A 12,449-nucleotide genomic window follows, 5' to 3' on the forward strand; every position below is an offset into this window, starting at 1 on the left:
CCGTGACCCCTGGTACACCGATCCCCCGTCCGTCGGCGCCCGGACCGTCCTCGCCGCGCCCGCCCGCTCCGTCTGGGGGCACCCGCCACCGTCGCCGCCCCTCCCCCGCGGTGATCCGGCGACGGCGGCTGGTCGCCGTCGCGCTGCTGGCGCTCGTCCTGGTGGGCGCAGGCTGGCTGGGCGCCAGCCTGGTCGACGCCCTCCGCGGAGGCGACGACGAGCCCGTGGCCGAGCAGGGCGCTTCGCTGACCGAGCACGCCTCCGACGAGGCGGCCGCGGAGGAGTCAGGAGAGGAGTCGTCGGACCAGGACGGAGCAGCGGACGCCTCAGATGAGGACGCTGCCGACGACGCCCGGTCCGGTGCCGGAGATGAGGGAGACGGCGAGGAGACGACGGAGGCCGCTCAGAGCACCGACGAACCGGAGCGCACCGAGGACGAGCGCACCGAGGAGGAGGACGCAGAGGGTGCAGAAGTCGACGACGCCTCGTCAGAGGAGGATGCGGCGGCGGAGGACGGCACCGCTGAAGACGAGCCGGAGCCGCGTCGGACGGAGACCGTGGGCCCGGAGAACTTCTACCCTCCGGTCAGCGAGGCCTCGTCGGACCCGGACTCGATCCATGTGCTGGTCAACAGGCTCAACCCGCTCGACCCGCTGGACCACCAGCCTGACGACCTGACCACCCCGCAGGTGCGGTCCTCCTACGACGGCATGCTGCTGCGCGAACAGGCGGCCGATGCGCTCGCCGACCTGTTCTCCGCCTCCGATGCGGAGGGCCTGCTGATGACGCTGACCAGCGCCTACCGCTCCTACGGCTATCAGCAGCAGCTCTATGACGGCCGGGCCGCGGAGCTGGGAGTCGCCGGAGCCGATGAGTACACCGCACGCCCCGGACACTCGGAGCATCAGACCGGACTCGCCGCCGACGTGATCGCCTATGACAACCCCACCTGCGGGATGGGCGCCTGCTTCGGCGACACGGCCGAGGGCGTCTGGCTGGCGGAGAACGCGCACCGCTTCGGCTTCATCATCCGCTACCAGGAGGGCACAGAGGACATCACGGGCTACGCCTATGAGCCCTGGCACCTGCGCTACGTGGGCGAGGAGACCGCCGAGGCGGTCTACGAGGCCGGGGTGACCCTGGAGGAGTACTGGGGCGAGCCCGCCGCCCCGCACTACCCCGGCGAAGAGTGAGCCGCGGCGCGCCGCGACACGCTGAAGAAAGTTCCCGGACCTGCACACGGCCCTGACATCGCATGCCTAGAATCGCCCCATGATCAAGGGATTCAAGGAATTCATTCTGCAGGGCAACGTGGTCGACCTCGCCGTCGCCGTGGTCATCGGCACCGCGTTCGCCGCCGTCATCAACGCCCTGGTGGAGAGCGTGCTGATGCCGCTCATCTCCGCGCTGGTCGGTTCTCCCGACTTCGACAGCTTCGCTGTGGTGTCCCTCAACGGCAATCAGCTGCTCTTCGGGGTGCTGCTCACCCAGATCGTCAACTTCCTGCTCATCGCCGCCGCGATCTACTTCGTGGTCGTGGTGCCGATGAACAAGATCATCGAGGCCCGCAAGCGCCGGCTGGGCATCGAGGACGAGGAGGAGGTCGAGCCGAACACCCAGCTGCTCACCGAGATCCGCGACCTGCTCCAGCAGCAGGCCACGCGCTGACATCTGCCCCCAGGGGGCTCACGGAGACGGGGCGCGGTCCGGAGCTGATGCTCCGGGCCGCGCCCCGTCTCCTTTGTCAGTGAGCGTCCGTGAGGAGGGCTCAGAGCGCCAGTTCGGCGCGGACGATCTGCGCCAGCGACTCCGACTCCTCCTGGGCGATCTCCGCTGTGGAGGCCTCCACCATGACCCGGACCACCGGTTCGGTGCCGGAGGGACGCAGCAGCACCCGGCCAGCTTCCCCGAGGCGACCCTCCACCTCCGCGACGGCGGCCAGCACGGCGTCATGGGTCTTCACCCGCGCCTTGTCCACTCCGGAGACGTTGACCAGGACCTGCGGCAGCCGGTCCATGGCCTCAGCGGCCAGCGTCTGCAGGGACTTGCCGGTGGCGGCCACCCGGGCGGCCAGCTGCAGCCCGGTGAGCACCCCGTCGCCGGTGGTCGCATAGTCGGAGAAGATCAGATGCCCGGACTGCTCGCCGCCGAGCGAGTAGCCGCCGGAGCGCATGCCCTCGAGCACGTAGCGGTCGCCGACGGCGGTCTCCACCACGGAGATCCCGGCCTTCTTCATGCCGAGCTTCAGCCCGAGGTTGCTCATCACCGTGACCACCAGAGTGTCGTCCTTCAGCTGACCGTCGGACTTCAGCGCCAGGGCCAGGATGCCCATGATCTGGTCGCCGTCCACGACGGCGCCGGTGTGGTCCACGGCCAGGCAACGGTCGGCGTCGCCGTCGTGAGCGATGCCGAGGTCCGCGCCCTGGGAGACCACCGCCTCCTGCAGCTGGTCCAGGTGGGTGGACCCGCAGCCCTCGTTGATGTTGATGCCGTCGGGGTCCGCGCCGATGACGACGACGTCCGCACCGGCGTCGGTGAAGGCCTGCGGCGAACAGCCGGAGGCGGCGCCGTGGGCGCAGTCCAGCACGATCTTCAGCCCACGCAGGGAGGTCTCCCCCAGGGAGCGCAGCAGGTGGACCACATAACGGTCCTCCGCATCCGCGAAGCGCTGCACCCGGCCGACCTCCGCACCCGTGGGGCGGGGCGGCTCGTGGGCGAGCTGGTCCTCGATCTCGTCCTCGAGGGCGTCGTCGAGCTTGTGCCCGCCGCGACCGAGGAATTTGATCCCGTTGTCCGGTGCGGGGTTGTGGGAGGCGGAGATCATCACACCGAAGTCCGCGTCGATGTCCGCCACCAGGAAGGCCGCAGCCGGGGTGGGGAGGACGCCGGCGTCGTGGACGTCCACGCCGGCGCTGGCCAGGCCCGCCTGCACCGCCGCGGAGATGAACTCTCCGCTGACGCGGGGATCACGGGCGACCACCGCCACGGGGCGGCGACCGCCCTCGGTGCGGCGGTGGCCGAGCACCTCTGCGGCGGCCTGGGCGAGCTTGAGTGCGAGCTCCGCGGTCAGCAGCCCATTGGCCACACCGCGGACTCCGTCGGTTCCGAAAAGTCGTGCCATGATGCGGACAAGTCTAGCCATAGCCAAGCAGTGCTCCTGCACCGACACCGTCGCCGGCCGATGACCTGCACCGTCAGATCACGTCTGCCCCCTCAGATCTGACGGTGCAGACGTGATGTCGGTGGGCAGAACGCGCGCTCGAACCGCCTGGGCACAGCGGGCGAACCGGCCGCAGACGCAGGAGGACCCCCCGTCCGGCACGTGCCGAGCGGGGGTCCTCCTGCGGCGCTCGCACCACTGGATCAGCGGGGCGAGGCCGGAGCGGCTGAGACGGTCAGCGCTTCGAGTACTGCGGAGCCTTGCGGGCCTTCTTGAGACCGGCCTTCTTGCGCTCCACGGCGCGGGCGTCGCGGGTCAGGAACCCGGCCTTCTTGAGCGCCGGACGGTTGTGGTCCCGGTCGATCTCGTTGAGCGCACGGGAGATGCCCAGGCGCAGCGCGCCGGACTGGCCGGAGGGGCCGCCGCCGTCGATGCGGGCGACGACGTCATAGGCGCCCTCGAGCCCCAGCAGGGTGAAGGGGTCGTTGACCTCCTGCTGGTGCAGCTTGTTCGGGAAGTAGTCCTCCAGGCTGCGGCCGTTGATGGTCCACTGGCCGGAGCCGGGGACGATGCGGACGCGGGCGCGAGCACGCTTGCGACGGCCGATGGCGGCGCCGCCGACGGTCAGCGGGGCGCGCTCGGTCTCGCCGGTCTCCTGGACGGGGGCGGACTCCGAGGTGTAGCTGGTCAGCTCCTCGGCAGTGTTCAGCTCTTCAGTGTTCTGAGCCACGGTTCTCCTTGAAAATGTTCTCGTGTCGGGTGGCCAGGACTACTGAGCGACCTGGGAGATCTCGTACGGCTTCGGCTGCTGGGCCGCGTGCGGGTGCTCCGGGCCGGCGTAGACGCGCAGCTTCTTGAGCTGGGCGGCACCGAGCTTGTTGTGCGGGAGCATGCCCTTGACGGCGAACTCCACAGCACGGGTCGGGTGACGCTCGATCATCTCGTCGAACGTCATGGAGGAGATGCCGCCCGGGAAGCCGGAGTGGCGCCAGTAGCGCTTCTTCTGGCCCTTGTCGCCGGTCACGGCGACCTTCTCGGCGTTGATGATGATCACGAAGTCGCCCATGTCCTGGTGAGGAGCGAAGGTCGGCTTGTGCTTGCCGCGCAGCAGAGCGGCAGTCTGGCTGGCGAGACGACCCAGCACGACGTCGGTGGCGTCGATGATGTGCCACTGAGCGTCGGCGTCGCCAGGCTTCGGGGTGTACGTACGCACGGTGATGATGCCTTCGGTCGGTGTTCTACGGTTCAGCGCACCGGACACGCGGTGGTGTGAGAGTCACCATGCGCCAGTGGCTGTTTCTTCGCGAGTGCGCCGTCCGGCTTCCCAGGTGAGGGCTGGGAAGATGCCGGGCCCGTGAGTTCCCCTGCCGCTCGTGGAGGCATACGGTCATGCAACTGAACCGCCTCGACACCAGCCCACGCAGGAGTGGACACGCACAACAACCGTTCACTATACCGGGTGGGCCTCACCGCGGCAATGTGAGCTCCCGCTCCCCGGTCAGCGACGAGCTCCTCGTCCATCTCGTACCTCAGCTCGGATTCGCCGCGCCGCGACCCCCAGACGCGTCTGTCCCCGCCATGTTCGTTCGTCCATACGGTATTCCACAGGGACGGACGAACGAACATGGCGGGGACAGACGGCAGGGCGGGACAGACGGCAGGGCGGGGGCGGGATCAGCCGCGACGGCGGGCCACCAGCTCCTCCACCGGCCCGGCCAGCGGGTGGTCGGCCTCCAACCCGGTCACCTGCTCCACGAAGTCCCTCGGCGGCAGATCCGCCAGCAGGCCCTCCAGCTGATTCGCCTGCTCGTCGTCGGCGTCCCGGAAGTCCAGGGCGGCGTCGACGACGGCGAGCAGCGCCTCCGCTCCCAGCCCCTGCTCCACGGCCTGGGAGGCCGGGCCGATCAGCCGTTCGTGGCGGGAGAGCTTGCGCAGCGGCTGACGACCCACGCGCTGCACGGTGTCCGGCAGCGCCGGGTTCCGGAACCGCCCCAGGATCGTCTCCCGGTAGGAGGCCATGTCCTCGGCCGCGAAGCCATGCTTGGCCACCAGCAGCGCGGAGGTCTCCTCCAACGCGGCGGCGACCCCGGACCCCACGGCCTCATCGCCGAGCGCCTCGGCGATGGTCCCGGCACCGGCCCGATAGCCCAGATAGGCGGCCGCGGCGTGCCCGGTGTTCACGGTGAACAGCTTCCGCTCGATGTACGGGCCGAGGTCGTCCACGAAGTGGGCACCGGGGATGTGCGGCGGATTCTCCCCGAACGGCCCACGCTCGATCGCCCACTCGTAGAAGGGCTCCACGGTGACGTCGAGCCCCGCACCCTCGGGCTGTCCGGGCACGATGCGGTCCACCGCCGTGTTGGCGAACACCGCCCGGGCGGAGAGCTCCTCCCAGTCCGCCCCGGCATGCTCCCGCATATGTCCGGCCAGGGTGTCCGTGGCGCCGATCGCGTTCTCGCAGGCCATGACCTGCAGCGGCGGCGCATCCGCGGCGCGCCGCCGCAGCCCGGCCACCACATGCGGGGCGATGTGCTTCAGGATCATCGGCCCGACGGCGGTGGTCACCACCTCCGCGGTGGCCACCTCCTCGGCCACGGCCTCCGGGGACTGCGCGGAGTCCACCGCACGGAACCCGTCGACCACCCGGTCCGTACCGCCGTCGCCGACCTCATGGACCGTATAGCTCTCCGCGGCGTCCAAGGCCTGCACCAGGGGCGCGACGACGTCGGAGAAGACGACCTCATAGCCTCCCTCGTGCAGCAGCAGGCCGACGAAGCCCCGACCGATGTTGCCTGCGCCGAAATGCACGGCCTTCATGACTGGTCCTCCTGTCCTCTCCATGGTCAGCCCTCGTCCACCGCGGAGAGCAGCTCGAGCAGCTCCTCCTCACTGGTGGCCTCCTTGAGCCGCTGGACGGTGGCCTTGTCCCCGAACAGCCGGGCGATGCGGGAGAGGATCTGCAGGTGTTCGTCCCCCACTCCGGCGATGCCGACGACGAAGGTGGCCCGCTGGCCGCCCCAGTCCACGCCGTCGTCGTACCGGGCCACCGAGAGCGCGGAGGCCTTGATGGCGCCCTTGGCCTCGTTGGTGCCGTGCGGAATGGCGAGCTCGTTGCCCATGAAGGTGGACACGGTCTCCTCCCGCTCATGCATGGCGGCCAGGTAGTCCCCGGTGACCGCGCCGGCGGCCTCCAGGGCGGCCGCCGCCTCGGCCATGGCCTCGTCCCGGGTGGCGGAGCCGGAGTGGATGCGGACCCGGTCCAAGGTCAGGATCCCGCCGGTCGCCGAGCCTGAGGGCTCGCTCGCTGCCGGGGCCGCAGCTCCGGCACCCACCGCAGCAGGCTGGGCGCTGCCGACCTCGGCCCGGCTGCGGACCAGCTCGACGACCTCGTCGTACTCCGGAGCGTCCATGAAGCTCTCCACGGAGACATGGATGGCCTCCGGCTCCTGACCGCGGGCTCGGTCGGTGAGCTGCTGCTGGGTGATCACCAGGTCGGTGTCACCCGGCAGCGCCGCCACCGCCTTGTTCGTCACCGTGACGCCCTCGATGCCCGCATCCTTGATCTTCTTCCGCAGCACCGACGCTCCCATCGCGGAGGAGCCCATGCCGGCGTCGCAGGCGAAGATGATCGAGTTGATGCGGCCGGCGGCCTCACCGGAGACGGCCTGCGCGGCCAGGCCGGCGAGCGCCGCCGAGGACTTGCCCTTGGCGGCCTCGGTGCGTGCGACGGCGTCGGAGAAGGAGTCCTCGGCCTGCAGGTCCCGCTTGCGGCTGGCGAGCAGGATGAACGCGGCGATGGTGAAGCTGACCGCGGCGGAGAGGATCACCGAGAGGGTGACACCGAGGTAGGAGTCCGAGGCGGTCTGGATGAGCACGGCGAAGATCGAACCCGGCGCGGCAGGGGCACGCAGGCCCGAGTCGAAGAGCGCATTGGTGGCCACACCGGTGGCGCCGCCGCCGATGACGGCCAGCAGCAGGGCCGGCTTCATCAGCACATAGGGGAAGTAGACCTCGTGGATGCCGCCGGCGAACTGGATCAGCGCCGCCCCCGGAGCCGTGGCCCGGGCGGCCCCGACGCCGAAGACGGTGAAGGCCATCAGCACGCCGAAGCCGGGGCCGGGATTGGCCTCGAGCAGGAACAGAATGGACTTGCCCTCCGCCGCGGCCTCGGAGATGCCCAGCGGGGTGAGCACGCCATGGTTGATGGCGTTGTTGAGGAAGAAGACCTTCGCCGGTTCGATGATGATCGAGGTCAGCGGCAGCAGACCGGTGTCCACCAGGAACCGCACCGCAGCACCGAGGACGTCCATCAGCGCGTTGACGATCGGCGCGAGGGCGAAGAAGCCGACCACGGACATCAGGAAGGCCGTGATGCCGGCGGAGAACATGTTGACCAGCATCTCGAAGCCGGCCTTGACCTTGCCCTCCCACAGGGCGTCCAGCCGCTTGATCACCCAGGCGGCCAGCGGACCCATGATCATCGCGCCGATGAACATGTGGATCTGCCCCAGCTCGTCAGCCCCCTCCGGCAGCGCCGCATTGGCCTGCGCGATGAGGAAGTCCGAGCCGATGATCACACCGAAGGTGGCCGTGGCACCGACGACGGCGCCCCGGACGTCGTAGATCATCTTGCCGCCCTGGACGGCGATCAGGATGGGCAGCAGGAAGTGGATCATCGGGCCGATGATCTCGCCGAACGCATCCGTGGCCGCCGTGCCCTCGGTGAACTCGTTGACGTTCACGATCACGGCAGTGATGATCCCCCAGGCGATGAGCGCGGGGATGATGGGCATGATCATGCCCGAGAGGAAGGATCCGAACTTCTGGACCCCCACGCGCAGACTGCCTGGAGAACTGCTCTCCGAGCTCTGCGCCGCGGGCGACGTCGACGTCGTCGTCATGGCGTATGCCTTTCGTCAGGTGCCCCGTCTGGGCGAGTGATGTGGGTGGATGAGAAGAGAGGTCAGCGGGAGCCGTCGGCGAGCGCCGCCCGGGCCGCCTCGCGCGCGTCCTGCGCGCCGGCGGCGGCCAGCGCCGCCTGGGCCGCGGCCCGAGCGGCTGCGGCCGTGTGTCGGGCCAGCTCGGCGCGGACATCGGCCATCGCGGCCGGAGCCATCGAGAGCGTCTGCACGCCCAGGCCGACCAGCACCACGGCCAGCAGCGGATCCGCGGCGGCCTCGCCGCACACCCCCACAGGGCGGTCCTGGCGTGCTCCGGCGGCGCCGACCTCTCCGATGAGCCGCAGCACCGCGGGATGCCACGGGTCCTGCAGCTCGGCGACGGAGCCCAGCAGCCGGTCGGCGGCCATCGTGTACTGGGTCAGGTCGTTGGTGCCGATCGAGGCGAAACCGGTGCGGGTCAGCAGCTGGTCGGCGATCAGGGCGCTGGAGGGGACCTCCACCATCACCCCGGCGGTGCGCAGCCCGTGCTCGGCGGCGAGGGCGGTGAACGCCTCGGCCTCCTCCGCGGTAGAGACCATCGGAGCCATGACCCACAGGTCGGCCTCGGTGGCGGCGGCGGCCTCGGCCAACGCGGTGAGCTGGCCCCGGAGGATCTCCGGCTGCGCGTTCAGGGCGCGCAGGCCACGGCGCCCCAGCGCCGGGTTCTCCTCGTCCGCGTCGGTGAGGAACGGCAACGGCTTGTCCGCGCCGGCGTCGAGCAGTCGGATGACCACCTTCTGCCCGGGGAAGGCCTCGAGCATCTGCTGGTAGGCGTGGCGTTGGGCGGCAACGTCCGGAGCGGTCTCTGCGCTGAGGAAGAGGAACTCGGTGCGGAACAGGCCCACTCCTTCGGCGCCGAGCTCCACGGCCTCGGCTGCCCCCTCCGGCGATCCCAGGTTGGCCAACAGCGGCACCGGGGTCCCGTCGGCCAGCGCCCCCGGAGTGACCGGGGCGGAGGCCGCGGCGGCCCGCTCCGCGATGCGTGCGCGGACCTCCTTCTCACGCTCAGGGCTCGGGGAGATCTCCACCGCGGAGGCGGCGGCGTCGACCACCACGGTCTCACCATCGGTCAGCTCGGCGGCCCCGGCCACCCCGACCACGGCGGTGAGGCCCTTCTCCCGGGCGAGGATCGCGGTGTGGGAGGTGGGCCCGCCCTCGATGGTCACCACCGCCAGGACCTTCTCCAGATCAAGCAGCGCGGTGTCGGCCGGGGCGAGGTCCTGGGCCACCAGCACGAAGGGATGGCCGGGGTCCGGGACGCCGGGGGCCGGAAGCCCGGAGAGGTGGGCGATGACGCGCTGGGCGACGTCGGCCAGGTCGGCGGCGCGCTCCCCCAGGTAACCTCCGGCCTGCTCCAGGCGGCGACGGAACTGCTCGAAGGACTCATGGACGGCCCGCTCCGCGGTGGCGCCGTCGCCGAGACGGGCCCGCACCGCCTTGTCCAGGGCCGGGTCCTGGGCCATCATCGCCTGGGCCTGCAGCACGCCCTGGGCCGTTCCGCCGGCGGCCTCGCCCCGGGCGGCGAGGTCCTGGGCGACGGCGGCCACGGACTCCTGCACGCGAGCGTGCTCCTGCTCCGGGGTCAGGGCGCTGGGCTCCTCCCCCGGGGCCTGAAGAGGGGCCGCCATCCGGGCCACGGGCCCCAGGGCCACGCCCTGCCCCACGCCGGTGCCGGACAGGGTGCGCGCCCCGGGAGCGGGCTGTTCCCCGGTCGCGGCGGAAGCAGCGGATACAGCGGGCGCGACCTCCTGGGAGGAGGCGTGCGGCAGCAGGGACGAGGTCATGAGGTCTCCTCGGGGTCATTGCGGTCGACGGGGAGCGACTCGAGGATCAGGGCAAGGGTGCGGGATCCGTCGAGGTCGCTGAAGATGTCAGGGGGAAGGGTCACCAGGGGGATGCGCATGCTGTAGGAGTCCAGGCGGTCCTGGACCTGCTCCCGGAAGGCGGCCAACTGGGGCCCCAGCAGGAGGAGGTCGACGTCATCGAGGTCCCCCGACAGGGCGGAGTCGGCGGCGGCGCGCACCGTATGCGGCAGCCCCTCCCGCTGCAGAGCGGCGCGGGCGCGCTGGGCCACGAATGTGCTGGACGCACCGGCGCCGCAGACCACCAGGATCTCCATCGATCATCAGCTCCTTCTTCTCCTGACTGTGATTCTCCGCGCGGCGCGATGCCCGTCACAACCATTGAAGTTTCCGCCTCCCCGGAAATCTGCCGGTCACCGGCCCGCCACCTGCCGGTCGCCCGAGGACCCGGAGACGCGGCGCGGGTATCGTAGGCGTGGATCCTCCCGCCGCCCGAGCGCAGGCGGGCGGCACCTGCTATAGAACAACGGCGCCGAGGGGGCATGCGATGACGCGGCAGCGCCAGGACCAGCTGGTCACCCTGCTGCTGCGCGACCGCGGCTGGACCACGGCGGCCGCGCTGGCGGACCTGCTCGGCGTCACGCCGCGCAGCGTGCGCTCCTACATCGCGGCGATCAACGCCCGCACTCCCGGCGGCGACGCCGTCGAGTCAGGGCCTTCCGGCTACCGCGCCAACCGACCCGTGCTCGCCGGGCTGAGGGCCGGCGGCGAGCGGGAGACTCCCCGGGACCGGCTGCACCGGCTGGTGCGGGCGCTGCTCACCGCCGAGGAAGGGCTCGACGTCTATGAGACCGCCGAGACGCTCTACGTCAGTGACGCCACGGTGGAGTCTGACCTTGCGCGTGTCCGCGGCCTGCTGGACGGGACCGAGCTGCAGCTTCGACGCAGCGGACCGCGGGTGCGCCTGGTGGGCGACGAGCTGGCCCAGCGCCGGCTGGTCTCCCGCCTGGCCCATGAGGAGATGGAGGAGGGAACCTTCGACGTCGAGGCTCTGCGGCGGGCCGCAGGGCTCGGCACCGTGGACAGCGCCGCCTTCGGGGCCTTCACCCGGGAGCTGGCCGCCGAGCTCGCTTCGCTGGGCTGGTACGTCAACGAGTTCGCGGCCGCCGACGTCGCCCTGCACGCTGCCATCGCCGCCGACCGGGTGGCGCGCGGCCGCGCCCTGCACAGGACCCACGGGGAGCCCAGCGACGATCAGCACCGCCTGGGGGCGACCCTCGATGCGCTGAGCCGACGCCATTTCGACGTCGCCCTGGGCCCCGGCGACCTGCAGCATCTCAGTTCTCTGGTGCTGACCCGGGTGGTCGCCCCCGGTGGGGCCGCCGAGGAGCAGGTGCGGCTGGACCCGGAGATCGAGGCCACCGTGCGGCAGGCCGTCACCCACGCCGCCCACGGGTACCTGGTGGACATCGTCGACGAGGAGTTCATCCGGCGCCTCGGCCTGCACGTGCAGAACCTGGTGCTGCGCTCCCGGGAGCATGCGACCGCCCGCAACCCATTGACCCGATCCCTGAAGTCCGCCTACCCGATGATCTTCCAGGTGGCGGTGTCCATCGCCAGCGACGTCGGCCGCCGCCTGGACGTGGAGATCCACGACGATGAGATCGCCTACATCGCCATGCATGTGGGGGGCCGTCTCGAGCGCCGCCGGATGGCGGAGACGGTGCTGACCGCCACCATCGTCTGCCCCGGGTACTACGAGCTGCATGAGCTGCTGCGCTCCCGAATCGCCCGCTCCCTGGGACCCAGCATCGAGGTCACGGGAGTCGAGACCCGGGTGGACCCCGACTGGGCGGCGATCGACACCGACCTGGTGCTGACCACCATCGAACCGCCCCACCGCGACGAACGGACCGTCACCCTGCCCCCGTTCCTCACCGACGCGGACCTGGAACGCATCACCACGGCGGCCTCCCGGATCCGCCGGGGCCGACGGCTGGCCCGGCTGCGGGAGGAGCTCGAGCGCTACCTGAGCCCGGACGCCTTCATCCGTCCGCTGGACACCGCGGACGAGGAGGAGGCCATCCGCGCCCTGGGTGCTCCGCTGGCGGCCCGCGGAGTGATCGACCAGGACTACATCGACCGCACCGTGGAGCGGGAACGGCTCTCCTCCACGGCGTTCACGGAGGCCCTGGCGGTGCCGCATGCACTGCAGATGACCGCCACGCGCACGGCCATCGCTCTGGGCATCGCCGACGGCTCCGTCTCCTGGGGCGACGCCCGCGTCCAGGTGGTGGCGCTGGTCGCCTTCAGCGAGGACGAGCGCGAGGCCTTCCAGACGATCTTCGAACAGCTCGTCGAGGTCTTCAGCGAACGCGAGTCCGTCCAGCGGCTGCTGCGCCGTGGCCAGGACTTCGGCAGCTTCCTGGACGAGCTGGTCGCCGTCATCGACGGGTGAGGGCGGCTCTCTGAGGCTGCCCGCCCCTGGCACGTGCGGCGGGCTCTGGCCCCGCCCCCTGCGGCGGTTCGGCCCCGCGAGCAGGACGG

General features: G+C 71.0%; 11 protein-coding genes. 4 read left to right on the top strand and 7 right to left on the bottom strand.

All coding sequences use genetic code 11. From position 1 onward, the window contains the following. Positions 1–2: 2 nt before the first annotated feature. Positions 3–1,193, top strand: a complete 1,191-nt coding sequence (locus ABD658_RS06695) for a M15 family metallopeptidase (RefSeq protein ID WP_344683926.1) — start codon at positions 3–5, stop codon at positions 1,191–1,193. Between the two features lie 79 nt (positions 1,194–1,272). Further along, complete coding sequence (gene mscL, locus ABD658_RS06700) at positions 1,273–1,668, top strand: large conductance mechanosensitive channel protein MscL (RefSeq protein ID WP_344683924.1); 396 nt, start codon at positions 1,273–1,275, stop codon at positions 1,666–1,668. 100 nt (positions 1,669–1,768) lie between these two features. Here the strand turns inward: mscL and glmM are convergent, their stop codons facing one another. From glmM to ABD658_RS06725, 5 genes are all read right to left on the bottom strand, one after another. Then, the gene (glmM, locus tag ABD658_RS06705) at positions 1,769–3,121 is read right to left on the bottom strand and encodes a phosphoglucosamine mutase (protein ID WP_344683922.1); all 1,353 of its coding nucleotides are present in this window, start codon (positions 3,119–3,121) and stop codon (positions 1,769–1,771) included. A gap of 274 nt (positions 3,122–3,395) precedes the next feature. After that, the gene (gene rpsI, locus ABD658_RS06710) at positions 3,396–3,890 is read right to left on the bottom strand and encodes a 30S ribosomal protein S9 (protein WP_070158737.1); all 495 of its coding nucleotides are present in this window, start codon (positions 3,888–3,890) and stop codon (positions 3,396–3,398) included. Positions 3,891–3,929: 39 nt separating this feature from the next. Continuing rightward, positions 3,930–4,373 carry a 50S ribosomal protein L13 gene (gene rplM / locus ABD658_RS06715; protein WP_070158740.1) on the bottom strand — a complete coding sequence of 148 codons (444 nt, stop codon included), beginning with the start codon at positions 4,371–4,373 and terminating at the stop codon, positions 3,930–3,932. A gap of 461 nt (positions 4,374–4,834) precedes the next feature. Continuing rightward, positions 4,835–5,977, bottom strand: coding sequence for a mannitol-1-phosphate 5-dehydrogenase (locus ABD658_RS06720; protein ID WP_344683918.1), 1,143 nt, complete (start codon positions 5,975–5,977; stop codon positions 4,835–4,837). A 26-nt stretch (positions 5,978–6,003) separates the two neighbouring features. Continuing rightward, complete coding sequence (locus ABD658_RS06725) at positions 6,004–7,959, bottom strand: PTS mannitol transporter subunit IICBA (protein WP_344683916.1); 1,956 nt, start codon at positions 7,957–7,959, stop codon at positions 6,004–6,006. Here ABD658_RS06725 and ABD658_RS06730 point away from each other — a divergent pair. After that, positions 7,958–8,101: a hypothetical protein gene (locus ABD658_RS06730; RefSeq protein WP_344683914.1), complete on the top strand. Its 144-nt coding sequence runs from the start codon at positions 7,958–7,960 to the stop codon at positions 8,099–8,101. The two genes, ABD658_RS06725 and ABD658_RS06730, sit on opposite strands and share 2 nt — an antisense overlap. A gap of 22 nt (positions 8,102–8,123) precedes the next feature. Here the strand turns inward: ABD658_RS06730 and ptsP are convergent, their stop codons facing one another. Both ptsP and ABD658_RS06740 read right to left on the bottom strand, forming a co-directional pair. Then, positions 8,124–9,884: a phosphoenolpyruvate--protein phosphotransferase gene (ptsP, locus tag ABD658_RS06735; RefSeq protein ID WP_344744137.1), complete on the bottom strand. Its 1,761-nt coding sequence runs from the start codon at positions 9,882–9,884 to the stop codon at positions 8,124–8,126. Next, on the bottom strand, positions 9,881–10,219 hold the full coding sequence (locus ABD658_RS06740; RefSeq protein WP_344684320.1) for a PTS sugar transporter subunit IIB: 339 nt from the start codon (positions 10,217–10,219) through the stop codon (positions 9,881–9,883). The genes ptsP and ABD658_RS06740 overlap by 4 nt, the downstream gene beginning before the upstream one ends. A 230-nt stretch (positions 10,220–10,449) precedes the next feature. Between ABD658_RS06740 and ABD658_RS06745 the strand changes: the two genes are divergently transcribed. Further along, positions 10,450–12,360: a BglG family transcription antiterminator gene (locus ABD658_RS06745; protein WP_344684322.1), complete on the top strand. Its 1,911-nt coding sequence runs from the start codon at positions 10,450–10,452 to the stop codon at positions 12,358–12,360. Positions 12,361–12,449 lie beyond the last annotated feature (89 nt).

This window comes from Nesterenkonia aethiopica (assembly GCF_039534665.1).
Taxonomy (GTDB): domain Bacteria; phylum Actinomycetota; class Actinomycetes; order Actinomycetales; family Micrococcaceae; genus Nesterenkonia; species Nesterenkonia aethiopica.

What these genes read in the sequence shown, in the direction of transcription:
- ABD658_RS06730 (WP_344683914.1), top strand. Translation starts at nt 7,958, where the DNA reads ATGCCCGAGAGGAAGGATCCGAACTTCTGGACCCCCACGCGCAGACTG.
- ABD658_RS06725 (WP_344683916.1), bottom strand. Translation starts at nt 7,959, where the DNA reads ATGATCATGCCCATCATCCCCGCGCTCATCGCCTGGGGGATCATCACT.
- ptsP (WP_344744137.1), bottom strand. Translation starts at nt 9,884, where the DNA reads ATGACCTCGTCCCTGCTGCCGCACGCCTCCTCCCAGGAGGTCGCGCCC.
- glmM (WP_344683922.1), bottom strand. Translation starts at nt 3,121, where the DNA reads ATGGCACGACTTTTCGGAACCGACGGAGTCCGCGGTGTGGCCAATGGG.
- ABD658_RS06720 (WP_344683918.1), bottom strand. Translation starts at nt 5,977, where the DNA reads ATGAAGGCCGTGCATTTCGGCGCAGGCAACATCGGTCGGGGCTTCGTC.
- ABD658_RS06745 (WP_344684322.1), top strand. Translation starts at nt 10,450, where the DNA reads ATGACGCGGCAGCGCCAGGACCAGCTGGTCACCCTGCTGCTGCGCGAC.
- ABD658_RS06740 (WP_344684320.1), bottom strand. Translation starts at nt 10,219, where the DNA reads ATGGAGATCCTGGTGGTCTGCGGCGCCGGTGCGTCCAGCACATTCGTG.
- mscL (WP_344683924.1), top strand. Translation starts at nt 1,273, where the DNA reads ATGATCAAGGGATTCAAGGAATTCATTCTGCAGGGCAACGTGGTCGAC.